Source organism: Streptomyces sp. NPDC050732, from assembly GCF_040654255.1.
In the GTDB taxonomy this organism is placed as follows: domain Bacteria; phylum Actinomycetota; class Actinomycetes; order Streptomycetales; family Streptomycetaceae; genus Streptomyces.
On the sequence record NZ_JBFAHP010000044.1, the window covers coordinates 46,759 to 71,781 of the forward strand.

Consider the following 25,023-nt stretch of genomic DNA (forward strand, 5'->3'; position numbering starts at 1 on the left):
CAGGGTGCCGGGGGCTCGGTCGTGGCCGGAGCTGGAGCGCGCTAGGCCGCGTACGGCTTGGCCGCGAGGATCTTCACGGAGGCGAACTTGCCGTTCGGCAGTTCGTACTGCGCGTCCTCGCCGATCTTCTTGCCGTTCACGCCGGTGCCCAGCGGGGACTGCGGCGAGTACGTCTCGATGTCGGCGCTCGCGTACTCACGGGAGGCGAGCAGGAAGGTCAGCGTGTCGTCCTCGTCGCCGTCGAAGGCGATGGTGACGACCATGCCGGGCTCCACGACCCCGTCGTCGGCCGGCGCCTCGCCGACCCGTGCGGTCTCCAGGAGCTGGGTGAGCTGGCGGACGCGGAGCTCCTGCTTGCCCTGCTCCTCCTTGGCCGCGTGGTACCCGCCGTTCTCCCGCAGGTCGCCCTCCTCGCGCGCCGCGGCGATCTTGGCCGCGATCTCGGTGCGCGCAGGACCAGACAGGTACTCCAGCTCGGCCTTGAGCTGGTTGTACGCCTCCTGGGTCAGCCAGGTGACGTTCTCGCTGGTCTGGGTCACAGGTGCTCCTCGTAGGTACTGGGAATACAAAGCATCGCCCTACCCAGAAGGATGTTCCTTCACGGGTGGGCGAAACCACGAGCCTAACAATTCAGGCGCCCAAGGGGGAGGACATAAGCCATCAGATTTGCGTCAACGCAGGTGAGCGCGGTAAACGCGGGAATGTCGGGCGACGTCAGTCGGAGTGGCAGCCCAGCAGCTCGACGCTGGTGGCCCTGCTTGTCGTACGCAGAGTGACGACCTGGTCGATACGGTCGGTGCGCCGGTCGAACCGGAAGTCCTTGCGGCCCACCTCGTTGCCGGACTCGGCCTGCGAGCGCAGGGTGCAGTAGCCCCGGGCCCCGGTGTCCTTGCGGACTTCCAGGTGGGCCTCGACGGACCGGTCCGATACGACGTCGAACTTGATGACCTCGGCGCTGATCTTCGTACCGTTGACGTAGTCGTAGCCGAACCAGCCGACGACGCCGAGCAGGAGCACGCCGAGCACCGAGCCGACGATCCTCAGCTTGCGGTCGGCGGCGTCGTCGGCCGTGCGGGAGCGGCCGTACCGCCCCTCGGGAAGACCCTTGGAGGAGCCCTCGGAAGGCCCCTCGGGGAGCTTCGAGCCCACCGCCGCCATGATCGTCCTCCAGGAACAGTGGATGCCGGAATTTTCCGCCCCCCGGTTCCGTCACTATAGAAGCCGCCCGTTGCGCCGAATCACCGAGGGCGCCCAGAACCTGAGGATCGAGTCTTGACTGAGCAGCTGCGACTGATGGCCGTTCACGCCCACCCCGACGACGAGTCGAGCAAGGGCGCGGCCACCATGGCCAAGTACGTGTCCGAGGGGGTGGACGTGCTCGTCGTGACCTGCACGGGCGGGGAGCGCGGCGACATCCTCAACCCCAAGCTCCAGGGCGACGCGTACATCCAGGAGAACATCCACGAGGTGCGCAAGAAGGAGATGGACGAGGCGCGCGCGATCCTCGGCGTCAAGCAGGAGTGGCTCGGCTTCGTCGACTCGGGGCTGCCCGAGGGCGACCCGCTGCCGCCGCTGCCCGAGGGCTGCTTCGCCCTGGAGGACCTCGACAAGGCCGCCGGCGAGCTGGTGCGCCAGATCCGCTCCTTCCGTCCGCAGGTCATCACGACGTACGACGAGAACGGCGGATATCCGCACCCCGACCACATCATGACCCACAAGATCACGATGGTGGCCTTCGACGGCGCGGCGGACCCGGAGAAGTACCCGGAGAGCGAGTTCGGCCCGGTCTTCCAGCCGCAGAAGCTCTACTACAACCAGGGCTTCAACCGCCCGCGCACCGAGGCGCTGCACCACGCGATGCTCGACCGCGGCCTGGAGTCGCCGTACGGGGACTGGCTGAAGCGCTGGGACGAGTTCGAGCGGGTCGAGCGCACGCTGACCACGCACGTTCCGTGCGCCGACTTCTTCGAGGTCCGTGACAGGGCGCTGATCGCGCACGCCACGCAGATCGACCCCGACGGCGGGTGGTTCCGGGTGCCGATGGAGATCCAGAAGGAGGTCTGGCCCACGGAGGAGTACGAGCTCGCGAAGTCGCTCGTCGATACTTCCCTCCCCGAGGACGACCTCTTTGCGGGCATCCGCGACAATGCCTAGCGTGAACGCACATCTGGCAATGACGCATCTCGTCCCTCTTGCCAAGGAGGTCGACGACGACAAGGTGACTCCGGGTGTCCTGGGCTTCATCGTCTTCGCGGTGATGGCCCTGGCCGTCTGGGGCCTGATGAAGTCGATGAACCGGCACATGCGGAAGGTCGACTTCAAGGAACCGGCGGAGAAGGAGCCGGTCGGCGCGGCGGCGGGTGAGGACGCGGGCTCCGCGCGGCGGGAGTCCGACGGCGGCAAGTAGAGAAGTGCCCCGTCGTGTCAGCGCGCGACGGGGCGGTGGGTCACTTCGAGACGCAGGTGTTGCCGGCCGCGGGGTTGAGGAGGCCGACGACGTTCACGGTGTTGCCGCACGCGTTGACGGACAGGTCGACGGGCACCTGGACGACATTGCCGCTGAGGACGCCGGGGGAGTTCTTGGCCTTGCCCCAGGCGCCCGCGCCGGGCGAGGGGTCGGTGGCGGCGGCGGTGCTCGCGCCGCCGATGACGGTGGCCGTGACGAGGGCCGCGGTGATGAAGATCGAGCGCGTGCGCATGGGTGCCTCTCTGCAGAGAAGAACGGACCCCACAGACCTCACCGGCCCGGCCCGCGGACAAAACGATCGTGGGCCGTATGTCGGAACGGAGCCGCCCGTCCGTGGGCACCGGCGGCGAGTGGTCCCCCCGCATCCCCAGTGATCGAGTACGCGCCCGCCGGGCGGCTTCTCCAGTGGCGGGGCGCATGAAGCGTGCATAGAACGGGATACACGCTCACGCGCGGGGCGAGGACGTCCCGCTGAAATGGAGAAGAGAAGATGGCCGCTGAGTCATTCTCTGCCGCTGGGGATTCTTCCGGTACCGGCGAACCTCTGGTCTCGACCTCGGTTCACTGGGGCACCGCGCAGCTCGGCGCCCCACCGCGTGACCAGGCCGCCCCGTGGCCGCAGACGGCAGCCCCGACAGCCGACCCGACACCGGACCCGGCGGTGAACGGGGCCTTCGAGGTCGACGGCGACGTCGTTCCCCCGGAGCCGACCGCCCCCGACGTCGACGACGGGCCCCCGGCACAGGTGGTGCCGGAGACCGACGAGGGCGCGGTGGCGGACCTCATACACGTCGCCGTGGTGTCCAGGCCGCTGGACGACGTCGTCGACCTCGTCACCCGCCTGGAGCAGTCACCGACCGGCATGCCGACCGCCGCCTCGGTGCTCCGCCTGGCGGCCGTGGCCCGGTCCGTCGACGACGTCACCCGGCTGGTGGAGCTGCTCGGACCGCCGGAGCACCCCGCCGAACCCATGAACCAGGCCATCCGGCACGCCGCCGAGGAACGCCCCATTCCGGAGGTGAGCCGGCTCGTCCACCTGCTGTCCCGGCCCCCGCACGATCCGCACACCGGCGCGGAGGTGGTGCACGCCGCCGGTACGACCAGGTCCGTCGAGGAACTGATGCAGCTGATCGGCAACCTGAAGGAGCACAGGAGCGCCGATGCCGAGGCCGACGCCGAGGCGGCCGCCGAAGCCGTGTCCGCCGGAACCGCGGGCGCCGGCACCGCGGGCGCGGCGGTCACGCCGACCGGCGAAGCCGTCCGCCGCCCGTCCGGCACGGCTCCCGGCACGGCGCCGCTCGCAGCGCGGGACAGCGCACGCCTGGTGTGGCTGCGGCGCGCGGCAGGCGTACTCCTGCTGCTCTGCGCGGCCGCTCACGCCCCGCTGAACTGGTCGGACGCGCCGGCCCTCGGTCTCCCGGCCGCGATCGGCGTCTCCGCCGTCTGCGCGGCGGCGGGCGTGGCCCTGTTCCTGAGCGGGTCTCCGCTCGTGGCCGTGGCGAGCACCCTCGTGGCGGGCGCGCTGACCCTCGGCCATCTCGTGGACGGCCGGGTCGACTCGACGACCCTCGCCTACGTCCTGCGGCCCGACGGGGTGACCGCACCCCTCCCGACCCTGTCGGCGGCGGTCGCGACGCTGGCCTCCCTGCTGGTCGTGGCGCTCACCGTCGCCGCCCTCAGGGCCGCCGCCGCGCGATACCCGGCGCCGCGCCGCTAGCGTCGAGCGACAGGAACGACGGAAGGCCCCGCACCAGCGGGGCCTTCCTTGTGTGCTGCGCCGGCCGTCAGTTGGTCTTGCAGTGGTTGCCGGTCGCGGGGTTGAGCAGTCCGACGACGTCGATCGTGTTGCCGCAGATCGGGACGTCGAGGTCGACCGGGACCTGGACCGCGTTGCCGCTGATGATGCCGGGGGAGTTGGAGACCTCGGCGTTGACCGGGTCGGGGTCGGCGACGGCCGCGCCGGCCCCGCCGATCACGGTGACGGCGGCGAAGGCGGCTGTGATGAGGATGGAGCGAGTACGCATGAATACCTCTTCGTAGGAGGAGAAGCGGTCTCTGCGAGCGTCACCCGGGCCCGTCCACGGCGACAGCGGTCGTAGCCCGACAGTAGGAATAATGCCCTCTTTCGTGTCATTTCCGGCTCGGCTTGGTTGTGGCGGGGTGGCTCAGTTCGGCTGCGGTACGTCGACCCCCATCACCTCGCGCGCATGCCGGCTCGGCACCATGCCGAGCCGCCACGCCTGCCAGCCCGTCTCCAGCTCCGCGCCCCGCTCCAGGAGCAGGCCGTACGCCTGGACGTACTCGGCGAGCTTGCCGTCCCGGGTCGGATGGCCGGCCCGGGCGAGTTGGCCGAGCTCCTCCTGGGCGACCGCCGTGCCGATCTCCCAGCCGCCGGGCGACGCGTACGGCAGCAGGGTGCAGCGCAGGAAACGCGCCCAGTCGCCGCCGCGCCGGTCGCCGTAGGAGGCGAAGAGCTCGATGGCCTCGTCGCACAGGGCGAGCGCCTGCTGGCTGCGGTTGTTGCCCGCGTCGACGACGACCAGCTCCAGACACGTCCAGGCCTCGCCGTGCGCGACACCGATGCGCTGGAAGTCGGCGCGGGCGTCGACCAGGAGCTGGCGGGCGAAGCCGGAGTTCCGCAGCGAACCCGTCTGGGCGGCCCGCTGGTCGCGGGTCACGCGCGCGGAGTGGTGCCGGGCGCACGCCAGGCCGTACACGTCCCGCATCCGGGAGAACATCGTGCGGGCCCGCTCCAGCTCCCGCACCGCCTGGTCCAGGCTGCCGGTCTCCTCCAGGGCCTGGCCGAGGTAGTACAGCGACCAGGCCTCGCCGCGCGCGTCGTCGTTGTCGCGGTGCCGGGACACGGCGTGGCGCAGCCCGTCGACGGCGGGGGACGGGTCACCGTCCACAAGGCGGGCCCGCGCCAGCTGCGTGAGCGCCCAGGCCTCGCCGCGCGCGTCCCGCGTGCGGCCGTACAGGTCGAGGGCCGTCCGCAGCTCGCCCTCCGCGCGCGGCACGTCGCCCATGCGCAGGCAGAGCTGGCCGAGCTGGAAGTGCGTCCAGGCCTCGCCGTGCACCGAACCGCTGCCCCGGTGCAGCGCGAGCGCCGTCTCCAGCATGCCGAGGGCGTGCGCCAGGTGGGCGCGGTCCCGCTCGACGGCGGCGAGGGCGTGCAGCGTCCAGGCGCGGTCGCCCGCCAGCTCGTCGGCGGTCTGCAGATCGAGCGCCTCCGTGAGGCGGGCCGCCGCCTCCGTCAGGTTGCCCTGGTGGTGCAGGGTGATGCCGAGGGAGCCGAGGGCGCGGGCGGCGGCCGCGTCCTGGTGGGCCTCGAAGTAGCGGTCGACGACGGAGTTCAGCGTCGTGCGCGACTGGTCGAGCTCGCCGAGCTGACGGGCCGCGATGCCCGTGCGCCACTGCACGCTGCGGCCGAGCAGGCCCTTGTCGATGGCCTGCGTCAGTTCGTTGATCTCGCCGAGGCGGTAGAGGTCGCCGCGCAGCAGGCAGTAGTCGCAGAGCGCGCCGAGGAGGTTGAGCACGGCCCGCTGGTCGACGCCCTCCGCGTGCCGCAGGGCCGCCGTGATGAACGTCGACTCGTCGTCGAGCCAGCGCAGGGCCGCGTCGAGCGAGGCGAAACCGTGCTGCCCGAATTGGTTGGCGCGCGTGGACGTCTTGCCGTCGACCAGCCGGATCACGGTGTCGGCCAGCTCGCCATAGCTGGCGATGAGGCGCTCCTGCGCGGCGGTGCGCTCGGCGGGCTCCTCCTCGTCGAGGAGGCGGGCCCGGGCGAAGGAGCGGACGAGGTCGTGCAGGCGGTAGCGGCCGGCCGGGGCCTCGGTCTCGCCGGGGCCGCTCCGGGTGCGGGGGCGGTCGAGCAGGCCCGCGCGGGACAGCGCGGTCAGCTGCCGGGTCGCCTCCTCCTCGTCCGTGCCGAGCAGCGCCGCCGCGGCGGCCGTGCCCAGCGAGGCGCGCCCGGCGAGCGCGAGACGGCGCAGCAGCCGCCGGGCCGCTTCCGGCTGGTCGGAGTAGCGCAGCCACAGGACGCGCTCGACGGGACCGACCTTGTCGGCGGGCCCGTACGCCGACAGGTCGGCGGCCAGCTGACGCGGCGTACGCGGCCCGAGGGAGGAGCCCGCCGCGCGCAGCGCCAGCGGCAGCCCGCCGCACAACTCCCGCACCTCGTCCGCCGATTCGGCGTCGTAGGGGCCGGACAGGTCCTCCGCGGACTGGCGGAGCAGCTCCTCGGCGCCCGCCTCGTCCAGCGCTTCGACGGGCAGCCGGTGCACCCAGGCGGGCAGGTCGGCGGGCAGCTCCAGCGGCTCCCTGGCGGTGACCAGGACGAGGCTGTCCGAGCGCTCCGGGACGAGGGTGCGGACCTGCTCGGCGTCGCTGGCGTCGTCGAGGACGATCGTCACCGCGACGCCCGTCAGATACTGGTGGTAGAGCTCGCTGAGCCGCTTGAGCTGCTGGTCCTGCGACGAGCGCTCGCGGAAGAGCAGCTGCTCGCGCGGGGCACCCAGCCGGTTCAGCAGCTGCATCAGGGCGTCGCGCGTGGACATCGGGGACTCCTGCGGACTGTCGCCGCGCAGGTCCACCACGCAGGCGCCGCGGAACTGGTCCCGCAGGTCGTGCGCGGCGCGCACCGCCAGCGAGGTCCGCCCCGAGCCCGGCGCGCCGTGCAGCATGACGACCGTGGGCCGGGTGTCGGTGCTGGCGCGCGCCGCGTGCACCCACTGGGCGATCCGCCCCAGCTCGGCCCGCCGGCCCACGAAGGGCGCCGCGGTCTCAGGGAGTTGCGCGAAGGACTGCTGCAGCACGCTGCGCCGCCGGGCCGCCGCGCTCTTGTCCGTGCCGCGCAGCTGGGGCGCCGGCTTCTTCGCCGCGTGCGAGCCGGTCGAGGCGGCTAGGACCCGCTGCTGGTCGAGGAAGGGCCGGATGCCGCGCACCTCAAGGGCCGTCAGCCACTGCAGTCGCAGCTGCTCGGGCCCGCCGGGCCTGCTGAGCTCCCCCGCGCGGCGGCTGGCCGCGGGGACGTGGGAGGCCGTCACCTTCACGACCGTCGCCGCCGCGCCCGCCACGGCGACGACCGCGCCGGTCCCGAGCGCCGTGCCGACGCTCGTGCCGAAGGACAGGTCGGAGACGCCGGCCGCGAGCGCCGCAACCACCGCCACCAGCAGGGGCGTTCCCGCGCCCTCCTTCGCGTACCGCTGCCCGAAGGTGAGCCGGCCCGCCTCCGCCTCGTCGAGCGCGCCGGAGTACGCCGCGTACTCCTCGGCGGCCGTCTGCGCCATGGCGTCCAGCGCGCCGCGTGCCCGCGAGAGCAGTACGCTCCCGTCGACGCGCCCGCCCGACCGCCGGACCTCCTCCTCCACGGCCCGTGCCAACAGCCGCTCGGCCTCGGCCCGATGGCTGTCCCGCATATGGGTTCCCCCTCCGAAAGCAACAGTTGCCTGCGGTCACAAGTGTCCTGCGTACGGGGCGCGGGCAACAGGGCGTCCGCCGATCGGGGCCCGGCGTGCGCGAGTATGGGGGCATGCCGAACCGACTGGCCCATGAGACGTCCCCCTATCTCCTTCAGCACGCCGACAACCCCGTCGACTGGTGGCCCTGGTCGGCCGAGGCCTTCGAGGAGGCGCGCGAGCGTGGAGTGCCGGTGCTGCTGAGCGTGGGCTACAGCAGCTGCCACTGGTGCCACGTCATGGCGCACGAGTCCTTCGAGGACGAGGCGACGGCCGCGCTCATGAACGAGAAGTTCGTGAACATCAAGGTCGACCGCGAGGAGCGGCCCGACGTCGACGCCGTCTACATGGAGGCCGTGCAGGCCGCGACGGGTCAGGGCGGCTGGCCCATGACCGTCTTCCTCACCGCCGACGCCGAGCCCTTCTACTTCGGCACGTACTTCCCGCCGGAGCCACGGCACGGCATGCCGTCGTTCCCGCAGGTCCTCGACGGTGTCCACCGGGCGTGGACGGACCGGCGCGGCGAGGTCGCCGAGGTCGCGGGGAAGATCGTGCGGGACCTCGGGGAGCGGCAGCTCACCCACGGCTCGGGCGAGAAGCCGGGCGAGGACGAGCTCGCGCAGGCGCTGCTCGGCCTGACCCGGGACTACGACGCGGCGCACGGCGGGTTCGGCGGCGCGCCGAAGTTCCCGCCGTCGATGGCGGTCGAGTTCCTGCTGCGGCACTACGGCCGCACGGGCGCGGAGGGCGCGCTGCAGATGGCCGCCGACACGTGCGAGCGGATGGCGCGCGGCGGCATCTACGACCAGCTCGGCGGCGGCTTCGCGCGCTACTCCGTCGACCGCGAGTGGGTCGTGCCGCACTTCGAGAAGATGCTGTACGACAACGCGCTGCTGTGCCGCGCCTACGCCCACCTGTGGCGCGCCACCGGTTCCGACCTCGCCCGCCGGGTCGCCCTGGAGACCGCGGACTTCATGGTCCGCGAACTCCGTACGAATGAGGGCGGTTTCGCCTCCGCGCTCGACGCGGACAGCGAGGACCCGGCGACGGGCGCGCACGTCGAGGGCGCGTACTACGTATGGACGCCGGGGCAGCTGCGGGAGGTCCTGGGCGATGACGACGCGGAGCTGGCGATGGGCTGCTTCGGGGTGACGGAGGAGGGCACGTTCGAGAAGGGCGCGTCGGTCCTCCAACTCCCCTTGTCGGACGGCCCGGTGGCGGACGCCACCCGCCTCGCCTCCATCCGGGAGCGGCTGCTCGCGGCGCGCGCCGAGCGGCCCGCGCCCGGCCGTGACGACAAGGTGGTCGCCGCCTGGAACGGCCTCGCGATCGCCGCGTTGGCGGAGGTCGGCGCGTACTTCGACCGGCCGGACCTGATCGCGGCGGCCGTCGGCGCGGGCGATCTTCTCGTACGTCTCCACATGGACCCGCGCGCGCGGATCGCCCGCACCTCCAAGGACGGCCAGGTCGGCGCCAACGCGGGGGTCCTGGAGGACTACGCGGACGTGGCGGAAGGCTTCCTCGCGCTGGCGGGGGTCACGGGTGAGGGGGTCTGGCTGGAGTTCGCCGGGTTCCTCCTCGACCACGTCCTCGCGCAGTTCGTGGACGCGGAGAGCGGCGCGCTGTACGACACGGCGGCGGACGCGGAGCGGCTCATCCGGCGCCCGCAGGACCCCACGGACAACGCGGCACCGTCCGGGTGGACGGCCGCAGCGGGCGCGCTCCTCTCCTACGCGGCCCACACCGGCGCCGAGCCGCACCGCACCGCAGCCGAGCGGGCGCTGGGCATCGTCAAGGCGCTCGGCCCCCGCGTGCCGCGCTTCATCGGCCACGGCCTCGCGGTCGCGGAGGCGGCGCTGGACGGACCGCGCGAGGTGGCCGTCGTGGGCGAGGTCCTCGGCGACCTGCACCGCACCGCGCTCCTCGGCACGGCACCGGGCGCGGTGGTGGCCGCAGGCCCGGAAGGCAGCACCGAACTCCCCCTGCTCGCCGACCGCCCCCTGACCGACGGCCGCCCGACGGCATACGTCTGCCGAGGCTTCGTCTGCACGGCCCCGACGACGGACCCGGCGGAACTGGCGGGGCTGCTCTCCTAGGCCGTGGGGGTCTCCTGGGCCGTCCGGGCCGCGGACCGGTGTTCCGGTGTGCCGAACTCCGCCAGCGCGCGCTCCACGATCGCTTCCAGGTGGTCGTGGTGGGCGCCCCGCCAGAACACGCGGTCGCAGGTCTCGCACTGGGCGAAGACGTCGTACGTGCCGCGGGTGCCGCCCTCCAGGAGGTCCGCGACCTCGTCCTTCGTGGCGGACCGGAGCGTTCCGTTGCAGGCGCTGCAGCGGGTCCAGGGGCGCAGCTCGGGGGCGAAGCGGCCCAGGATGTCGCGGAGTTGGTCGTCGGGGCGGTCGCTGTAGACGTACGCGCCCGCCCACAGTTCGCGGCGGCGCAGCAGCCCGCGGTCGCGGCTCAGGAGGACGCGCCGCTCGGCCGCCGAGCGCGCCGCGAGGGCGGGGTCGCCGATGTCCGTGCTCTCGTACGCCGCGTCGACGCCGAGGAGCCGCAAGCGGCGGGCCAGCGTGCCGAGATGGACGTCGAGGAGGAAGCGGAGCGGGGCGCCCGGCACCGGCTGGGGGCGCGTCACCGCGCGCACCGTGACGGTCTCGCCCGCCGCGGGAACGTGCCCGGCGGCGACTCCGCGGCCGTCCACCACGAGCGCGCCGACCTCCGTCAGCGGGACGCCGAGCGACTCGACGACGTGCCCGAGCGTGGACACCCCGTCCGTGACGGCTGCGGTGGGCCCGCCCCTTCGCGCCTGCGGGACGAAAATCCCCAGCTCGGGGGCGAAACTGATGAGGATCTCCGGACCGTCCATGCCGTCAGGATGGCATGCCGGGCCGGGCGTCACCGGGAATTTCGCGCCTCCGGGAACCCGTGCGCCAGCAGGTCGAGGGTCCGGTCCACGAGCGCGGCCAGGTCGTCCTTGTGGTCGTGCTCCGCCCAGTACGCGGCGGTCTCGGTGAGCGCGCCGATCAGCCCCATGGCGAAGGTCCGCACCTCCAGGTCGCCGGGGTCACGGCCGGTGCGCTCCGCGATGGCGCGGCGCAGGATGCCGCCGGTGACCGACATGCTCTCCAGCATCCGGGAGCGCACGGCGGGCACCTCGATCATCAGCTTCGTCCGCAGCCGCGAGATCTCGGGCTCCTCCGTGCGGACGAAACCGACGGCCCGCCGCATGACGTGCCGCAGGGACTCCACGATCGGCTCGTCGGCGGGCCGCTCCCGCAACTCCCGCTCCAGGAGCGGGTCGAACTCGTCGGTGAGGACGATGTCCTCCTTGGTCGGGAAGTAGCGGAAGACGGTGGAGGGGGAGACCTCCGCCGCCTCCGCGATCTGCTCGACCGTCGTCGCCTCGTACCCCTGCTCCCGGATCAGCCGGTACGTCGCCTCACGGATCGCGAGGCGGGTCTTGAGCTTCTTGCGCTCCCGGAGGCCCGGCCGGGGGGTGCTCGCCGGGGCACTTTCGGGGGCGCTTTCGGGGGCGGAGGTACGTGCGGCCGTCATGCCCTCATTGTCGGCCATCGGCATGGTCGGCCATCGGCTCCGAGGTGCGCGGAGCGTCACCCGTGCTGGTACGCCACCAGGGAGATGCCCACGTAGTGCACGGCGAAGGCCGCCAGGGTCAGCGAGTGGAAGACCTCGTGGAAGCCGAAGAAGCGGGGGGAGGGGTTCGGGCGCTTGATGCCGTAGATCACGCCGCCCACGCTGTAGAGCACACCGCCGACGACGACCAGGACGAGCACCGCGATGCCGCCCGTGCGCATGAAGTCCGGCAGGAAGAAGACCGCGGCCCAGCCCATCGCGATGTAACAGGGGGTGTAGAGCCAGCGTGGGGCGCCGACCCAGAAGACCCGGAAGGCGATGCCGGCGACGGCCGCCCCCCAGATGCCCCACATCAGCCACTGCCCCTTGGAGTCGGGGAGCAGCAGCATCGTCAGCGGGGTGTAGGTGCCCGCGATGATCAGGAAGATGTTGGAGTGGTCGAGCCGGCGCAGGACGGCATCGGCTCTCGGGCTCCAATTCCCCCGGTGGTAGAGCGCGCTCACGCCGAACAGCAGGCACGCGGTCAGGGCGAAGATGCCGCAGGCGAGCCGGCCGCGGGGGGAGTCCGCGAGCGCGGTGAGCACCAGGCCCGCGACCACCACCGCGGGGAACATGCCCGCGTGCAGCCAGCCGCGCATCTTCGGCTTCACGGGGAGCGGCATGGAGTCCGGGGACGGGACGAGTGAGGGGTTGTCGGAGTCGGCCGAGGAGTCGTCCGCGGGCTGCGGGATCGCTTCGGGGACGTGAGCGGTCATGTGCCGCATCGTACCTACGGGCCCGTAAGTCCGGAATCAAGCAGAGGGTTACCGGCCAGAAGGGGGACGGTTCCGCGCCAGAAGGCGACGGATCCTTGCCGGAAAGGGACGGAAGCGTGCCCTCGCACCCGTACCCGTACAAGTGGCGATGCTCACGCCGCTCAGGTGTGAAGCCCTCTGGACAGATGCGCGCGAGCGTCGGATGATCAAATGAGTGCGGTCGGCACCGGATGAGCGCCAAAGTTCGTACACGTGAAGCGTCCGGGTCGCAGCCCCCACGGGGCATACATCCTGAAAACCCCTCGATTAGGAGCAATCGTGGCGCGCGACATCGCGGCTCCCCTTCAGGCAGCGCCCCAGGGCACTGCCCCGACCAACCACCGGGAGCTCGTCTCCTGGGTCAACGAGATCGCCGAACTGACGCAGCCCGACCGCGTGGTCTGGTGCGACGGATCCGAGGCCGAGTACGAGCGCCTGTGCGAGGAGCTCGTCGCCAAGGGCACCTTCAAGAAGCTGGACCCGATCAAGCGCCCGAACTCGTACTACGCGGCATCCGACCCGACCGACGTCGCGCGCGTCGAGGACCGCACCTTCATCTGCTCCGAGAAGGAGGAGGACGCGGGCCCGACCAACCACTGGAAGGCCCCCGCGGAGATGCGGGAGATCTTCCGCGGCAAGGACGAGCAGGGCGGTGTCTTCCGCGGCTCCATGCGCGGCCGCACCATGTACGTCGTGCCCTTCTGCATGGGCCCGGTCGGCTCGCCGCTGTCCGCGATCGGCGTCGAGATCACCGACTCGGCGTACGTCGCCGTCTCCATGCGCACCATGACCCGGATGGGCCGGCACGTCCTGGACGAGCTCGGCGACGACGGCTTCTTCGTGAAGGCCGTCCACACGCTCGGCGCGCCCCTCCAGGAGGGCGAGGCCGACGTCCCGTGGCCCTGCAACTCCACGAAGTACATCTCGCACTTCCCCGAGGACCGCGAGATCTGGTCGTACGGCTCGGGCTACGGCGGCAACGCCCTGCTCGGCAAGAAGTGCTACGCCCTGCGCATCGCCTCCGTCATGGCCCGCGACGAGGGCTGGCTGGCCGAGCACATGCTCATCCTCAAGCTCACCCCGCCGCAGGGCGAGAGCAAGTACGTCGCCGCCGCTTTCCCCTCCGCCTGCGGCAAGACCAACCTCGCCATGCTGGAGCCGACGATCTCCGGCTGGACCGTCGAGACCATCGGCGACGACATCGCCTGGATGCGCTTCGGCGAGGACGGCCGGCTCTACGCGATCAACCCCGAGGCCGGTTTCTTCGGCGTCGCGCCCGGCACCGGCGAGCACACCAACGCCAACGCCATGAAGACGCTGTGGGGCAACTCCGTCTTCACGAACGTCGCGCTGACGGACGACGGCGACGTCTGGTGGGAGGGCATGACGGAGGAGACCCCGGCCCACCTCACCGACTGGAAGGGCAACGACTGGACCCCGGAGTCAGGCGTCCCCGCGGCCCACCCGAACGCCCGCTTCACCACGCCCGCCTCGCAGTGCCCGATCATCGCGCCCGAGTGGGAGGACCCCAAGGGCGTGCCGATCTCGGCGATCCTCTTCGGCGGCCGCCGCGCCAGCGCGGTGCCGCTGGTGACCGAGTCCTTCGACTGGCAGCACGGCGTCTTCCTCGGCGCGAACGTGGCGTCCGAGAAGACCGCGGCGGCCGAGGGCAAGGTCGGCGAGCTGCGCCGCGACCCGTTCGCCATGCTGCCGTTCTGCGGCTACAACATGGGCGACTACATGGCGCACTGGGTGAAGGTCGGCGCGGACAAGCCCGACCAGTCCAAGCTGCCGAAGATCTACTACGTCAACTGGTTCCGCAAGAACGCCGACGGCAAGTTCGTGTGGCCCGGCTTCGGCGAGAACTCCCGCGTCCTGAAGTGGATCGTGGAGCGCCTCGACGGGAAGGCCGAGGGCGTCGAGACCCCCATCGGCATCCTGCCGACGGTCGACTCGCTGGACACCGAAGGGCTCGACCTGGCCAAGGACGACCTGGAGTTCCTGCTCACCGTCGACAAGGAGGTCTGGCGCGAGGAGGCCTCCCTGGTCCCCGAGCACCTCAACACCTTCGGCGACCACACGCCCAAGGAGCTGTGGGACGAGTACCGCGCGCTGGTGAAGCGCCTCGGCTGACGCCGAGCCGACGCCGACGGCGTCAGAGTTGGTGGCACCCGGTCCGCGGCCTTCCCGGCCGCGGACCGGGGCCGATCAGGGGGCGCCGACCAGGCGCGTGGCGTCCGCGTGGGCGTCCATGCGGCCGGCGGCCAGGATCGCCGCCGCGGTGTCGGCGCGGGAGGCCGCCACGACCAGGGCACGGCCCGCGAGGGCGTGGGCGCGCTGGTGCAGCGCGGACAGGTGGGGTAGGGGGCCCCTCCCACGCGTTGAGCTGTGGGGGAGTATGGCGGCCGCGACCGATGACCTGGGCGGGAGCGTGCCGCCGCGCAGTCGTGCCACCTGGTGCGCCAGCTGCTCGGCGGCGTCGTCCAGGTCGGCGGACGGGGTCAGGGCGCGCAGCTCGTCCGTGACGGCGAGCAGAGCGGCGAGGTGCCCGGCGAGCTGGATGTCCAGCTCCTCCTCGCGGGAGCGGTGGGGGAAGCCCGCGTCGTCGGCCATCGAGTGGACCGACTTGGTGCGGATCGGCTCATACATGGAACGGCCTCCAGACGGTTGCTTGAAAGCCATCCTAGCTTAGATCCTGTCTAAAGTTGAGTCGCTCCCAATGCCGGGCGGTGAATGTCGGGTCACGGCTGGCTGTAGCCGTCCAGGAAGGTGCCGATCCGGGTGACCGCCTCCGCGAGATCCGGCGCGGTCGGCAGCGTCACGACGCGGAAGTGGTCGGGCTCCGGCCAGTTGAAACCCGTGCCGTGCACGACCATGATCTTCTCGGCGCGCAGCAGGTCGAGCACCATCTGCCGGTCGTCCTTGATCTTGAAGACCTTCGGGTCGAGCCGCGGGAAGAGATAGAGCGACCCCTTCGGCTTCACGCAGCTCACGCCGGGGATCTGCGTCAGCAGGTCGTATGCGGTGTCGCGCTGCTCCAGGAGGCGGCCGCCCGGCAGGACGAGGTCGTTGATCGTCTGCCGTCCGCTCAGCGCCGCCACGACGCCGTGCTGGCCCGGCATGTTCGCGCAGAGGCGCATGTTGGCGAGGATCGTCAGGCCCTCGATGTACGAGGAGGCGTGCGCCTTCGGGCCCGAGATCGCCACCCAGCCGACGCGGTATCCCGCCACGCGGTACGCCTTCGACATGCCGTTGAACGTGAGGGTCAGCAGGTCGGGGGCGATGGCGGCGGTCGGCGTGTGCGTCGCGCCGTCGTAGAGGATCTTGTCGTAGATCTCGTCCGAGCAGACCAGGAGGTTGTGGCGGCGGGCGATGTCGGTGAGGCCGCGGAGCATCGCTTCGTCGTAGACCGCGCCGGTCGGGTTGTTCGGGTTGATGATCACGAGCGCCTTGGTGCGGTCGGTGATCTTGCGCTCGATGTCGACGAGGTCGGGCATCCACTCCGACTGCTCGTCGCAGCGGTAGTGCACGGCGGTGCCGCCGGAGAGCGAGACGGCCGCGGTCCACAGGGGGTAGTCGGGCGCCGGTACGAGGACCTCGTCGCCGTCGTCGAGCAGGCCCTGCATGGCCATCACGATGAGCTCGGAGACGCCGTTGCCGATGAAGACGTGCTCGACGTCGGTCTCGATGCCCAGGGTCTGGTTGTGCATGACGACCGCGCGGCGGGCGGCCAGGAGGCCCTTCGCGTCGCCGTAGCCGTGCGCGTCGCCGACGTTGCGGAGGATGTCCTCCAGGATCTCCGGCGGGCACTCGAAGCCGAAGGCCGCCGGATTGCCGGTGTTCAGCTTGAGGATGCGGTGCCCGGCCGCCTCCAGCCGCATCGCCTCTTCGAGGACCGGGCCCCGGATCTCGTAACAGACGTTGGAGAGCTTCGTCGACTGGATGACCTGCATGTCCGCGAGCTTAAGGCCGGGTGGGACGTGCCGCTTCGTGTTTTCGGACACAAGAGGGGCGCGCGGGGGCGCTGGGGGAGTGTCCTGTCAGCGGTCGGTTGTGTCCGTTCGCGGTCTTGTCCTCACGCCCCGGGACCCCAACAATGCGCATGACAAAACCGAAGGAACTTCGGTCACTCAGTCATTCAGTCATCCAGAGGGGACCCCCCACATGAAGAAGCCTCTCGTCGGTGCGTGCTTCGCCGCCCTGATACTCGGAGCGACGGCGGCACCAGCGACGGCCGTCGGCAACGAACCGCCCGCCCAATCGGAGGTGAAGGCCAAGGCGGTCAACTTCGCGGGCACGGTGGCGCTCAGCAACTGCTCCGGCTCCGTGGTCCGCGTCCCGTCCTCGCAGCCCGGTGACCCGGCGCTCGTCCTGTCCAACGGGCACTGTCTGGAGGGCGGCTTCCCTGCCCCCGGCCAGGTCATCGTCAACAAGGCGTCCTCCCGCAGCTTCACCCTGCTCAACGCCTCCGGAGGCAACGCGGGCACGGTCCGGGCCAGCAAGATCGCGTACGGCACGATGACCGACACGGACATGTCGCTCTACCAACTCACCAGCACCTACCGCGACATCGAGAGCCGGTACGGCATCAAGGCGCTGGAGCTGAACGCGGCGCGGCCCGAGCAGGGACGGGCGATCACCGTCGCGTCCGGCTACTGGAAGCGGCTGTACAAGTGCAACATCGACGGCTTCGCCTACCGCCTCAAGGAGGGGAGCTGGACCTGGAAGGACTCGGTCCGCTACACCCCCGCCTGCCAGACGATCGGCGGCACCTCGGGCTCCCCGGTGATCGACGACGCGACCGGCAAGGTCGTCGCCGTCAACAACACCGGCAACGAGAGCGGTGGCAGGTGCACGGACAACAACCCGTGCGAGGTCGACGAGAACGGCCGGGTCACGGTCCGCGAGGGCATCAACTACGCGCAGCAGACGTACTGGATCGTGCCGTGCGTCGGCGCGGGCAACAAGATCGACCTGAGCCGCGCGGGCTGCCAGCTGCCGAAGCCCGCCGGGGTCAAGTAGCCACAGCCTCGGTGTGATGCGCCGCGGGCGCCGCCCGGAAGCCCCGTCTCCCGGGGTTTCCGGGCGGCACCCGTGCGTCGGGCCCTCAGGCGGCCGGTGCCAGCTCGGCCCTGCCGAACAGCAGCGCGTAGCCGGACGGCAGCAGGCAGAGCAGACGGTCGACGAGGTCCGCGTCGACCGCCCGCGCCACGGCGGTGAGGACGGAGCTGACGTCCCATCGGGCGGTCGCCGGCGTGGCACCCTCCAGGCGCAGCGCCACACTCCCGACGAACTCCGCGGCCGTGAGCGGCCGCGCGGCGGGGATCTGGTCGGCGACCAGCCTCGCCGCCTCCGGGGGCAACTGCCGCGCCAGGTCGACGCGTTCGTCCCCGATGACGTGGCCGCCGAGGGCGGCCAGCACGACGCGCGTCACGCGCTCGGCCTCCGCGGCGCTCGCGTACTGGCCGGATTCCCTTACCGCCTCGATGAGTTCACTCCACCCCATCGTGCCCTTCTCCTCCGTTTCGTCGATCGGTCGGGACGGCTGTGCGGTCAGCCGTCGATCTGCTTGCGGTCGCTGCCGCCGCTGATGTGGATCTTCCGCGGCTTGGCCCGCTCGGCCACCGGGATGCGGAGCGTCAGGACACCGGCCTCGTACGAGGCGTCGATCCGCTCCGTGTCCAGGGTGTCGCCGAGGAACAGCTGGCGGGAGTAGCTGCCGGTGGCCCGCTCGGCCGCGATCATCTCCACGCCCTCGGGGGCGGGGGAGCGGCGCTCGGCCCGTACGTTCAGGACGTGGCGCTCGACGTCCAGGTCGATCGACTCGGGGTCGACGCCCGGCAGGTCGAAGTGGACCACGAACTCGTCGCCCTCGCGGTAGGCGTCCATCTGCATCCCGGCGGGGCGGGAACTGGTGAAGACCTGCTGGGCGAGGCGGTCGAACTCGCGGAAGGGGTCGGTACGCATGAGCATCACGGGTCACTCCTCTCCTCAGGTGCTGGGTGCGATGCCCTACGGATTTCTATATAGCCCGAAGGAGGAAAATTGACAAGCCCCGACTCAGGTCTGCGCTGAGGCGGGGCTTGTCGACAGGAGTGGTGACGGGTTTCGGTTCAGCTGCCGGGGCGGCCGGTCAGCTGTCGGAGTAGCTGAGGTCTCCCACGGTCCAGGCGCTCACGTCCCGGAGGGCGATGCGGTACATCCCGCCGGTCTCGGGCAGCCCCACGCTGCCCTGGAGGATCCGGGCCAGGTGGAAGTGCAGGTGGGTGGGCGGCTCGGCGTCCCGCGGCGGGCCGGAATCCGCTTCGGGGGCCACGAACGCGGAGGCGAACGGGGCCAGTCGGTCCGAGTCCTTCAGGACTTCGGCGACACGGCGCCGCCACAGGGCTTCGGGGGCCAGCCGTCCGGTGATGACCGCGCCGGCGACGACCACGGTGAGGGACATCTGATTGCTGTGCTCGGACTCCACCAGGGTGGCGATGTCAACGAGCAGCTCGTCAGGCTTCGACATGACTGGTCAGCCTACCGATGTGGCGGGGCCGGTGGGTGCTCGGATACCTCCCCCTCGGCTTCCGAAAATCTATCGCGGCTGGAATAGACATGCGGAAGTCCCGTTGTTAGAGTTCCTGACATAGCCATACGAAGAGCAACGCCCGTCCGTTCAGCCGGGCGCCCATGCGGTAACAGACGTCCGGCCCGCGGGGCCGGTAGATGGTGTGAAAACCCCTCGGGGCCTGGTGCTGTACGGCACCAGGCCCCTCGACGCGTTCCAGAAGAGGTGCAAATGCCCCCAGAGAACCCCTCGCACGGCAACGACAGGTTCGACGACGACGACTACCCCGCCTACACGATGGGCCGGGCCGCCGAGATGATCGGCGCCACGCCCGGCTTCCTCCGGGCGGTCGGCGAGGCCCGCCTGATCACGCCGCTGCGGTCCGAGGGCGGCCACCGCCGCTACTCCCGCTACCAGCTGCGGGTCGCGGCCCGCGCCCGCGAGCTCGTCGACCAGGGAACGCCGATCGAGGCGGCCTGCCGCATCGTCATCCTGGAGGACCAGCTGGAGGACGCGCTCCGGATGAACGAGGAGCTGCGCCGTGCCGGGTCCGAGGGGGCGGCCGCATCCTGAGGCTCGGCCGTCTGCTGGGGGCTTCGTCCGGTAAACGCTGCGTCGCGCCGACCGCATATCTGTGACGGCAAATGCAGAATTTCGCGTGATGTGCGATGAGGCTTTATCGGCCGACCGGCGAGCGATATGGAAAACCCTGCGCCGCGCCCGCTCCCGTGCTACTGTCGTTATCAGTTGCAGTTGTGGTTTCCAGAGACTCCAAGTGCTCCCGTCGGCTTTGTGACGCCGGTTGGGGCACTTTGTATTGCCGGTCATTTCCGGACGGGGTAATCATCGCGGCGACGCGGAGTCCGCACAGTGTGGGCTCCTGGGCAATGCCCCGAAGGAGATATGACATGGCTACTGGCACCGTGAAGTGGTTCAACGCGGAAAAGGGCTTCGGCTTCATCGAGCAGGACGGCGGCGGCGCCGACGTCTTCGCGCACTACTCGAACATCGCCACCCAGGGCTTCCGCGAGCTGCAGGAGGGCCAGAAGGTGAACTTCGACGTCACGCAGGGCCAGAAGGGCCCGCAGGCCGAGAACATCGTTCCCGCCTGACGCTGACGCTCACGCGCACTTCGTAGCTGGGGCCCGCACCTTGGGTGCGGGCCCCAGCTCGTTGCGTTTCCGGGGAGTTCACCTCCCCGACGGATTGATGGTGTGAGGTACGAAGCGGTCGGCACCCCGATGGATCCCGTCGGAGAGTGCGACGCTTTTCACCGGTCCAACCCGGAATGAATTCACCGGCGACCGGGAATGCTCTTTCATTTACCCCGGCCGTTCCAGCGATTCTCGGCACCGGTCGGTGCCTCCTGAGAATTCCTCGATACGCGCCGCATCGAGGAAGGTTCTTCATGAACCGCTCAAGTCGCACAAACAGCCGACGCCCGGACAGTCGCCCCAACGGGAGGGGTCGTCGCCCCGCCGCGCTCCAGGGGGAGTTCGCGCTGCCGGTCACCGTCACCCCGGCCCTGCCCCCCGTCGAGGACTTCGCCGCGCTCGGCCTGCCGGACGGTGTGCTGCAGACCCTCACCGGGCTCGGCGTCACCACCCCCTTCCCGATCCAGGCCGCCACCCTCCCGAACTCCCTCGCGGGCCGGGACGTCCTCGGCCGCGGCCGCACCGGATCGGGCAAGACCCTCGCCTTCGGCCTCGCCGTGCTCACCCGTACGGCGGGACAGCGCGCCGAACCGCGCCGCCCGCTCGCCCTGATCCTCGTCCCCACCCGCGAGCTCGCCCAGCAGGTGACGGACGCCCTCACCCCGTACGCCAGATCGGTGAAACTGCGCCTCGCCACGGTGGTCGGCGGCATGTCGATCGGCCGGCAGGCCGGTGCGCTGCGTGCCGGGGCCGAGGTCGTCGTCGCGACGCCGGGACGGCTCAAGGACCTCATCGAGCGCCGCGACTGCCGCCTGGACCAGGTCGCCGTCACCGTCCTCGACGAGGCCGACCAGATGGCCGACATGGGCTTCCTGCCCCAGGTCACCGAGCTCCTCGACCAGGTGCGGCCCGACGGGCAGCGGATGCTGTTCTCGGCCACCCTGGACCGCAACGTCGACCTCCTGGTCCGCCGCTACCTCAGCGACCCCGTCGTCCACTCCGTCGACCCGTCCGCGGGCGCGGTCACGACGATGGAGCACCACGTGCTGCACATCCAGGGCGCCGACAAGTACGCCACCACCACGGAGATCGCCGCCCGTGACGGCCGGGTGATCCTCTTCCTGGACACCAAGCACGCGGTCGACCGGCTCACCACGCACCTGCTGAGCAGCGGCGTGCGCGCGGCGGCCCTGCACGGCGGCAAGTCCCAGCCCCAGCGCACCCGCACCCTCGCCCAGTTCAAATCCGGCCAGGTCACCGCGCTCGTCGCCACGAACGTCGCGGCGCGCGGCATCCACGTCGACGACCTCGACCTCGTCGTCAACGTCGACCCGCCCGCCGACCACAAGGACTACCTGCACCGCGGCGGCCGCACCGCCCGCGCCGGCGGCTCGGGCAGCGTCGTCACCCTGGTCACCTCGGCGCAGCGGCGCGACATGAGCAGGCTGCTGGCGGCCGCGGGCATCCGGCCGCAGACCGCGCAAGTGGCCTCCGGTGAGCCGGAGTTGGCGCGCATCACCGGCGCCCAGGCCCCCTCGGGCACCCCGGTGACCATCCCGGCGCCCCCGAAGGCGGCCTCCGAACGCGGCGGCTCCTCCGCCCGCGGCCGCCGCCCCCGCGACGGCCGCGCGCGCCGCGCCTACGCCGCCCGCACGCGGACCGACTCCGCCGCCTGAACCCGGACCGGGCCGGCCCCGCGCCGGCCCGGAGCCCCGTTCGACTCACTTCCCGGCCCTCTCCCTCTGTGAGGCACCATGCGCTGCGTCATCGCCCGCTTCCCCTTCGACCTCTTCAAGAGCGAGGTGGAAGCGGCCATGAAGGGCGTCAAGCCCGAACCCGTCACGGGCGAGTCCGTGATCATCGGCCGCCGCCACTACCCCGTCAAGCAGGTGGGGGAAGTGGTCACCCGGCAGGACCGCCGCGACTTCTCGGCGGCCGAGGTCACCAGGGCGCTGACGGGCCTCGGCTTCACCTGCCGCCCCGCTCCCGCCCCGGCCGCCGCCCCTGAGCCCGTCGAGACGGCGTGGCCCACGACCATCGTCTGATCAGCCGGAGCACCGAGGCGCGGCGGGCGCCGGGCGTGGCGTCCCGAGTGCCGCCGCGCCCGGCAGCCGGCCAGATCATGCGGGCCTGGGCGCCCTGGGACGCCGAGATGCGGCCGACCGCCCTGCTGCCGGTGCTGGACCGGCCCTGCCCGCGGGCCGTCGCGGGGGACCCGGTCGCCCACTGTCCGCATCACACCACGTGAGTGAAACGGAAGAGTTCCGCCTCTTGTCCGGCTGCACAGGGACCCCAAGAATGCCGTCTGACAATCACACGACAGGCGCACGGCAGGCGTGCGACAGTCGTACGTCACGAGGGGGGCTCCACAGATGGGCAAGAAGAGCAACGTGGTCGCGGGCGGACTGCTCGCCCTGGCGCTGACCGGGGCGAGCGCGATACCCGCGTTCGCGGGGAACTCCGGGGGGACCAAGACCGAGGACAAGGCCAAAGCGGTCGACTTCGCGGGGACGGTGGCGCTCAGCAACTGTTCCGGCTCCGTCGTCCGCACGCCCAAGTCCAAGGCGAGCGACCCGGCCCTCGTCCTCACCAACGGCCACTGCCTGGAGACCGGGTTCCCCGCCGCCGGTGAGGTCGTCGTGGACCGGCCGTCCACCCGGACCTTCAAGCTGCTCGACGCGGAGGCGAACGACGTCGCCATGCTCAAGGCGTCCAAGATCGCCTACGCGACCATGACGGACACCGACATCACCCTTTACCGGCTCACCAGCAGCTACCGCGACATCACGAGGAAGTACGGCATCAAGCCGCTGGAGCTGGAGGACGACCACCCGGTGAAGGGGCGGGCCATCACGGTGGTGTCCGGGTACTGGAAGAAGACGTACAGCTGCAACATCGACGGGTTCGTGTACCGCATGAAGGAGGGGGAGTGGACCTGGAAGGACTCCGTCCGCTACACCCCCGCCTGCCAGACCATCGGCGGCACGTCCGGCTCGCCGGTCATCGACCACAGGACCGGCAAGGTCACCGCGGTCAACAACACGGGGAACGAGGACGGCGAGCGCTGCACCGTCAACAACCCCTGTGAGATCGACCGGAAGGGCAACGTGACCGTGCGCCAGGGCATCAACTACGCCCAGCAGACGTACGGCATCGTGCCGTGCGTCGGCAAGGGCAGCAAGATCGACCTGGGCCGCAAGGGCTGCAAGCTGCCCCGCCCCGCCTGACGCGTCACGGCGTCCGGCGTACGGCGCGTCCCGCGAGGACGTCCGTGCGCCGGCCGTCCCGCATCACGAACCGGCCGTCGATCAGGACATGCGGAATGCCCGTCGGGTACGTACGGGGAGCCTCGAAGGTCGACCCCGCCGCGACCGTGTCCGGGTCGAAGAGGACCAGGTCGGCGCGGTAGCCCTCGCGGACGACACCCCGGTCGGGGAGCCGGAGGCGCGCGGCGGGCCGTGAGGTGAGGTGGGCGACGGTCTCTTCGAGCGACATGACGCCCAGCTCCCGCGCGTACCGCCCGAGGTACTGCGGGAACGTGCCGTACGCGCGCGGGTGCGGCTTGAAGCCCTGCAGGATGCCGTCGCTGCCGCCCGTGTGCACCCGGTGCCGCATGATCGCCCGGACGTTCTCCTCGTGGCCGACGTGCTGCAGGATCGTCGAGCCGAGGTTGTCGTCGATGAGCAGCCGCCTGGCGGTGATCCAGGGTGCCTCGCCGCGCGCGTCGGCGGACTGCTGGACCGTCTTCCCCACGCAGGAGACGAGCCCCGGATCGCTCACTCCGGAGATCTCGATCGTGTCCCACTCGATGGGTACGCCGTGACAGCCGTCGGCGCCGATGACCTCCATGTGGTGCCGGATCTTCTCGGCGGTCGCGTCGTCCCGGAGCCGGGCCAGGATCGCGTCGGGCCCGCCCTCGCTCGCCCAGCTCGGCAGCATGGCGACGAGGGTGGTGCAGCCGGGGGTGTACGGATACGTGTCGAGGGTGATGTCCGCGCCGTCCGCGAGCGCCTCGTCGAGCAGGGCCAGCAGATCCGGCGCCTTCCCCTTGTTCACGCCGAAGTTCATGGTGGCGTGGGCCAGGTGGAGGGGGCAGCGCGCGGTCCTGGTGAGGTTCACCATCTCCTCGTACGCCTGGAGGGCGCCGGCGCCGTAACTGCGGTGATGGGGGCAGTAGTACCCCTTGTACTCAGCCACCACCTTGCAGAGCTCGGCCAGCTCGGAGTCGTCGGCGTACATGCCGGGGGTGTAGGTGAGCCCGGACGACATCCCGACGGCGCCTTCACGCATCCCTTCGGCCACGAGCTGCTTCATCCGCTCCAGCTCGGCGGGGGCCGCCGGGCGGTCGTCCCAGCCCAGCGCGTACATGCGGACGGTGCCCTGAGGGATGAGGTACGCGGCGTTCACGGCGATGCCGCGGCCGCCGTGGGCGGAGTCGAGGGCGTCGAGATACCCGCCGACGGTGCGCCACGTGAAGTCGATGTCGCCGCCGTCACCGTTCCACCCGGTGATGGCCTGGCGGACCTGGGCGAGCGTGCGGTCGTCCACGGGGGCGTAGCTCAGGCCGTCCTGGCCGATGACCTCCAGGGTGACGCCCTGGGCGGCCTTCGCGGTGTGTTCGGGGTCGCGGAGGAGGGCGAGGTCGCTGTGGGCGTGCATGTCGATGAAGCCGGGCGCCAGCGCCAGGCCTTGGGCGTCGAGGGTGGCCCGCCCTGACGGGCGGGGGCCCTCCCCCTCTGCCCGGATCTCCGCGATCCTTCCCTCTCGTACGCCGACGTCGGCGCGGTAGGAGGCACCTCCGGTGCCGTCTATGACGCGCGCGTCTCGGATCACCAGGTCCATGAGGTGCCTCTCTTGTTCGCTCGGCTGCGGATGCGGCTGCGGCTGCTTGGTGGTGCACCCGGCCTCCGGCCGGGTCTTTCTGCCCCCACCCGCACTCTGCGGTGCGGGGCAAACGGGTGGGCGGGTGGGAGGTGTGCGCCCCCGCGCCGCGGCGGAGGACACC

At 71.3% G+C, this 25,023-nt stretch carries 26 protein-coding genes; 12 read left to right on the plus strand and 14 right to left on the minus strand.

All coding sequences use genetic code 11. The features are described from left to right. Positions 1–41: 41 nt before the first annotated feature. Complete coding sequence (gene greA / locus AB0H82_RS31675) at positions 42–539, minus strand: transcription elongation factor GreA (protein ID WP_362998857.1); 498 nt, start codon at positions 537–539, stop codon at positions 42–44. A gap of 175 nt (positions 540–714) precedes the next feature. Further along, entirely contained in the window at positions 715–1,158 is a 444-nt protein-coding gene (locus AB0H82_RS31680) for a DUF4307 domain-containing protein (protein ID WP_362998859.1), read from the minus strand. A gap of 114 nt (positions 1,159–1,272) precedes the next feature. Here AB0H82_RS31680 and mca point away from each other — a divergent pair, with 114 nt between their 5' ends. Both mca and AB0H82_RS31690 read left to right on the plus strand, forming a co-directional pair. Continuing rightward, the gene (mca, locus tag AB0H82_RS31685; protein ID WP_362998861.1) at positions 1,273–2,154 is read left to right on the plus strand and encodes a mycothiol conjugate amidase Mca; all 882 of its coding nucleotides are present in this window, start codon (positions 1,273–1,275) and stop codon (positions 2,152–2,154) included. Between the two features lie 19 nt (positions 2,155–2,173). Then, a complete protein-coding gene (locus AB0H82_RS31690; RefSeq protein ID WP_362998911.1) occupies positions 2,174–2,407 on the plus strand; it encodes a hypothetical protein in 234 nt (77 codons plus the stop codon). A 40-nt stretch (positions 2,408–2,447) separates the two neighbouring features. Here AB0H82_RS31690 and AB0H82_RS31695 read toward each other — a convergent pair whose 3' ends face one another. Further along, positions 2,448–2,699 carry a chaplin gene (locus tag AB0H82_RS31695; RefSeq protein WP_362998863.1) on the minus strand — a complete coding sequence of 84 codons (252 nt, stop codon included), beginning with the start codon at positions 2,697–2,699 and terminating at the stop codon, positions 2,448–2,450. A 258-nt stretch (positions 2,700–2,957) separates the two neighbouring features. On the opposite strand from AB0H82_RS31695, the gene AB0H82_RS31700 reads away from it, so the two are divergent. Then, positions 2,958–4,184: a hypothetical protein gene (locus AB0H82_RS31700; RefSeq protein WP_362998865.1), complete on the plus strand. Its 1,227-nt coding sequence runs from the start codon at positions 2,958–2,960 to the stop codon at positions 4,182–4,184. A 67-nt stretch (positions 4,185–4,251) separates the two neighbouring features. Here the strand turns inward: AB0H82_RS31700 and AB0H82_RS31705 are convergent, their stop codons facing one another. Together AB0H82_RS31705 and AB0H82_RS31710 are read right to left on the minus strand one after the other, a co-directional pair. Next, the gene (locus AB0H82_RS31705) at positions 4,252–4,491 is read right to left on the minus strand and encodes a chaplin (protein WP_362998867.1); all 240 of its coding nucleotides are present in this window, start codon (positions 4,489–4,491) and stop codon (positions 4,252–4,254) included. Positions 4,492–4,632: 141 nt separating this feature from the next. Further along, the gene (locus AB0H82_RS31710; RefSeq protein ID WP_362998869.1) at positions 4,633–7,884 is read right to left on the minus strand and encodes a tetratricopeptide repeat protein; all 3,252 of its coding nucleotides are present in this window, start codon (positions 7,882–7,884) and stop codon (positions 4,633–4,635) included. A 113-nt stretch (positions 7,885–7,997) separates the two neighbouring features. On the opposite strand from AB0H82_RS31710, the gene AB0H82_RS31715 reads away from it, so the two are divergent. Further along, positions 7,998–10,019 carry a thioredoxin domain-containing protein gene (locus tag AB0H82_RS31715; protein WP_362998871.1) on the plus strand — a complete coding sequence of 674 codons (2,022 nt, stop codon included), beginning with the start codon at positions 7,998–8,000 and terminating at the stop codon, positions 10,017–10,019. On the opposite strand, the gene AB0H82_RS31720 is transcribed toward AB0H82_RS31715, so the two are convergent. The 3 genes from AB0H82_RS31720 to AB0H82_RS31730 are packed head-to-tail and all read right to left on the minus strand — an operon-like array spanning position 10,016 to position 12,281. Beyond that, entirely contained in the window at positions 10,016–10,789 is a 774-nt protein-coding gene (locus AB0H82_RS31720; protein WP_362998873.1) for a Mut7-C RNAse domain-containing protein, read from the minus strand. The two genes, AB0H82_RS31715 and AB0H82_RS31720, sit on opposite strands and share 4 nt — an antisense overlap. Positions 10,790–10,818: 29 nt before the next feature. After that, positions 10,819–11,478, minus strand: coding sequence for a TetR family transcriptional regulator (locus AB0H82_RS31725; RefSeq protein ID WP_362998875.1), 660 nt, complete (start codon positions 11,476–11,478; stop codon positions 10,819–10,821). Between the two features lie 56 nt (positions 11,479–11,534). Further along, the gene (locus AB0H82_RS31730) at positions 11,535–12,281 is read right to left on the minus strand and encodes a hemolysin III family protein (RefSeq protein WP_362998877.1); all 747 of its coding nucleotides are present in this window, start codon (positions 12,279–12,281) and stop codon (positions 11,535–11,537) included. 309 nt (positions 12,282–12,590) lie between these two features. Here AB0H82_RS31730 and AB0H82_RS31735 point away from each other — a divergent pair, with 309 nt between their 5' ends. Further along, complete coding sequence (locus tag AB0H82_RS31735; RefSeq protein WP_362998879.1) at positions 12,591–14,444, plus strand: phosphoenolpyruvate carboxykinase (GTP); 1,854 nt, start codon at positions 12,591–12,593, stop codon at positions 14,442–14,444. Positions 14,445–14,519: 75 nt separating this feature from the next. Here AB0H82_RS31735 and AB0H82_RS31740 read toward each other — a convergent pair whose 3' ends face one another. Beyond that, entirely contained in the window at positions 14,520–14,960 is a 441-nt protein-coding gene (locus AB0H82_RS31740; protein ID WP_362998881.1) for a hypothetical protein, read from the minus strand. Positions 14,961–15,052: 92 nt separating this feature from the next. Next, on the minus strand, positions 15,053–16,264 hold the full coding sequence (locus AB0H82_RS31745) for a pyridoxal phosphate-dependent aminotransferase (protein WP_362998883.1): 1,212 nt from the start codon (positions 16,262–16,264) through the stop codon (positions 15,053–15,055). Positions 16,265–16,475: 211 nt separating this feature from the next. On the opposite strand from AB0H82_RS31745, the gene AB0H82_RS31750 reads away from it, so the two are divergent. Then, positions 16,476–17,333 (plus strand): serine protease, encoded by an 858-nt coding sequence (locus AB0H82_RS31750; protein WP_362998885.1) that lies wholly within the window; start codon positions 16,476–16,478, stop codon positions 17,331–17,333. Positions 17,334–17,418: 85 nt separating this feature from the next. Here AB0H82_RS31750 and AB0H82_RS31755 read toward each other — a convergent pair whose 3' ends face one another. The 3 genes from AB0H82_RS31755 to AB0H82_RS31765 form a co-directional block, all read right to left on the minus strand. Continuing rightward, entirely contained in the window at positions 17,419–17,817 is a 399-nt protein-coding gene (locus AB0H82_RS31755; RefSeq protein ID WP_362998887.1) for a DUF2267 domain-containing protein, read from the minus strand. A 47-nt stretch (positions 17,818–17,864) separates the two neighbouring features. Then, positions 17,865–18,284 (minus strand): Hsp20/alpha crystallin family protein, encoded by a 420-nt coding sequence (locus AB0H82_RS31760; RefSeq protein ID WP_362998889.1) that lies wholly within the window; start codon positions 18,282–18,284, stop codon positions 17,865–17,867. A gap of 160 nt (positions 18,285–18,444) precedes the next feature. After that, on the minus strand, positions 18,445–18,822 hold the full coding sequence (locus AB0H82_RS31765; protein ID WP_362998891.1) for a hypothetical protein: 378 nt from the start codon (positions 18,820–18,822) through the stop codon (positions 18,445–18,447). Positions 18,823–19,095: 273 nt separating this feature from the next. Between AB0H82_RS31765 and AB0H82_RS31770 the strand changes: the two genes are divergently transcribed. The 6 genes from AB0H82_RS31770 to AB0H82_RS31795 all read left to right on the plus strand — a co-directional run bounded on the left by AB0H82_RS31770 (position 19,096) and on the right by AB0H82_RS31795 (position 23,245). Next, positions 19,096–19,437, plus strand: coding sequence for a MerR family transcriptional regulator (locus AB0H82_RS31770; protein WP_362998893.1), 342 nt, complete (start codon positions 19,096–19,098; stop codon positions 19,435–19,437). Between the two features lie 335 nt (positions 19,438–19,772). Beyond that, positions 19,773–19,976, plus strand: a complete 204-nt coding sequence (locus tag AB0H82_RS31775) for a cold-shock protein (protein WP_046930152.1) — start codon at positions 19,773–19,775, stop codon at positions 19,974–19,976. A 296-nt stretch (positions 19,977–20,272) separates the two neighbouring features. After that, positions 20,273–21,694, plus strand: a complete 1,422-nt coding sequence (locus tag AB0H82_RS31780; RefSeq protein ID WP_362998895.1) for a DEAD/DEAH box helicase — start codon at positions 20,273–20,275, stop codon at positions 21,692–21,694. 78 nt (positions 21,695–21,772) lie between these two features. Next, positions 21,773–22,063 (plus strand): SCO5918 family protein, encoded by a 291-nt coding sequence (locus tag AB0H82_RS31785; RefSeq protein WP_362998897.1) that lies wholly within the window; start codon positions 21,773–21,775, stop codon positions 22,061–22,063. Further along, positions 22,042–22,266, plus strand: coding sequence for a hypothetical protein (locus AB0H82_RS31790; RefSeq protein ID WP_362998899.1), 225 nt, complete (start codon positions 22,042–22,044; stop codon positions 22,264–22,266). The genes AB0H82_RS31785 and AB0H82_RS31790 overlap by 22 nt, the downstream gene beginning before the upstream one ends. A 124-nt stretch (positions 22,267–22,390) precedes the next feature. Further along, positions 22,391–23,245, plus strand: coding sequence for a serine protease (locus tag AB0H82_RS31795; RefSeq protein WP_362998901.1), 855 nt, complete (start codon positions 22,391–22,393; stop codon positions 23,243–23,245). Positions 23,246–23,249: 4 nt separating this feature from the next. Here the strand turns inward: AB0H82_RS31795 and AB0H82_RS31800 are convergent, their stop codons facing one another. Beyond that, on the minus strand, positions 23,250–24,860 hold the full coding sequence (locus AB0H82_RS31800) for a D-aminoacylase (protein WP_362998903.1): 1,611 nt from the start codon (positions 24,858–24,860) through the stop codon (positions 23,250–23,252). Positions 24,861–25,023: the final 163 nt, after the last annotated feature.

Excerpts from the sequence above, each read along its gene's own strand:
- AB0H82_RS31680 (WP_362998859.1), bottom strand. The coding sequence starts at position 1,158 with ATGGCGGCGGTGGGCTCGAAGCTCCCCGAGGGGCCTTCCGAGGGCTCC.
- AB0H82_RS31690 (WP_362998911.1), top strand. The coding sequence starts at position 2,174 with ATGACGCATCTCGTCCCTCTTGCCAAGGAGGTCGACGACGACAAGGTG.
- AB0H82_RS31695 (WP_362998863.1), bottom strand. The coding sequence starts at position 2,699 with ATGCGCACGCGCTCGATCTTCATCACCGCGGCCCTCGTCACGGCCACC.
- AB0H82_RS31700 (WP_362998865.1), top strand. The coding sequence starts at position 2,958 with ATGGCCGCTGAGTCATTCTCTGCCGCTGGGGATTCTTCCGGTACCGGC.
- AB0H82_RS31705 (WP_362998867.1), bottom strand. The coding sequence starts at position 4,491 with ATGCGTACTCGCTCCATCCTCATCACAGCCGCCTTCGCCGCCGTCACC.
- AB0H82_RS31710 (WP_362998869.1), bottom strand. The coding sequence starts at position 7,884 with ATGCGGGACAGCCATCGGGCCGAGGCCGAGCGGCTGTTGGCACGGGCC.
- AB0H82_RS31715 (WP_362998871.1), top strand. The coding sequence starts at position 7,998 with ATGCCGAACCGACTGGCCCATGAGACGTCCCCCTATCTCCTTCAGCAC.
- AB0H82_RS31720 (WP_362998873.1), bottom strand. The coding sequence starts at position 10,789 with ATGGACGGTCCGGAGATCCTCATCAGTTTCGCCCCCGAGCTGGGGATT.
- AB0H82_RS31725 (WP_362998875.1), bottom strand. The coding sequence starts at position 11,478 with ATGACGGCCGCACGTACCTCCGCCCCCGAAAGCGCCCCCGAAAGTGCC.
- AB0H82_RS31730 (WP_362998877.1), bottom strand. The coding sequence starts at position 12,281 with ATGCGGCACATGACCGCTCACGTCCCCGAAGCGATCCCGCAGCCCGCG.
- AB0H82_RS31740 (WP_362998881.1), bottom strand. The coding sequence starts at position 14,960 with ATGTATGAGCCGATCCGCACCAAGTCGGTCCACTCGATGGCCGACGAC.
- AB0H82_RS31745 (WP_362998883.1), bottom strand. The coding sequence starts at position 16,264 with ATGCAGGTCATCCAGTCGACGAAGCTCTCCAACGTCTGTTACGAGATC.
- AB0H82_RS31750 (WP_362998885.1), top strand. The coding sequence starts at position 16,476 with ATGAAGAAGCCTCTCGTCGGTGCGTGCTTCGCCGCCCTGATACTCGGA.
- AB0H82_RS31755 (WP_362998887.1), bottom strand. The coding sequence starts at position 17,817 with ATGGGGTGGAGTGAACTCATCGAGGCGGTAAGGGAATCCGGCCAGTAC.
- AB0H82_RS31760 (WP_362998889.1), bottom strand. The coding sequence starts at position 18,284 with ATGCTCATGCGTACCGACCCCTTCCGCGAGTTCGACCGCCTCGCCCAG.
- AB0H82_RS31765 (WP_362998891.1), bottom strand. The coding sequence starts at position 18,822 with ATGTCGAAGCCTGACGAGCTGCTCGTTGACATCGCCACCCTGGTGGAG.
- AB0H82_RS31770 (WP_362998893.1), top strand. The coding sequence starts at position 19,096 with ATGCCCCCAGAGAACCCCTCGCACGGCAACGACAGGTTCGACGACGAC.
- AB0H82_RS31775 (WP_046930152.1), top strand. The coding sequence starts at position 19,773 with ATGGCTACTGGCACCGTGAAGTGGTTCAACGCGGAAAAGGGCTTCGGC.
- AB0H82_RS31780 (WP_362998895.1), top strand. The coding sequence starts at position 20,273 with ATGAACCGCTCAAGTCGCACAAACAGCCGACGCCCGGACAGTCGCCCC.
- AB0H82_RS31785 (WP_362998897.1), top strand. The coding sequence starts at position 21,773 with ATGCGCTGCGTCATCGCCCGCTTCCCCTTCGACCTCTTCAAGAGCGAG.
- AB0H82_RS31795 (WP_362998901.1), top strand. The coding sequence starts at position 22,391 with ATGGGCAAGAAGAGCAACGTGGTCGCGGGCGGACTGCTCGCCCTGGCG.
- AB0H82_RS31800 (WP_362998903.1), bottom strand. The coding sequence starts at position 24,860 with ATGGACCTGGTGATCCGAGACGCGCGCGTCATAGACGGCACCGGAGGT.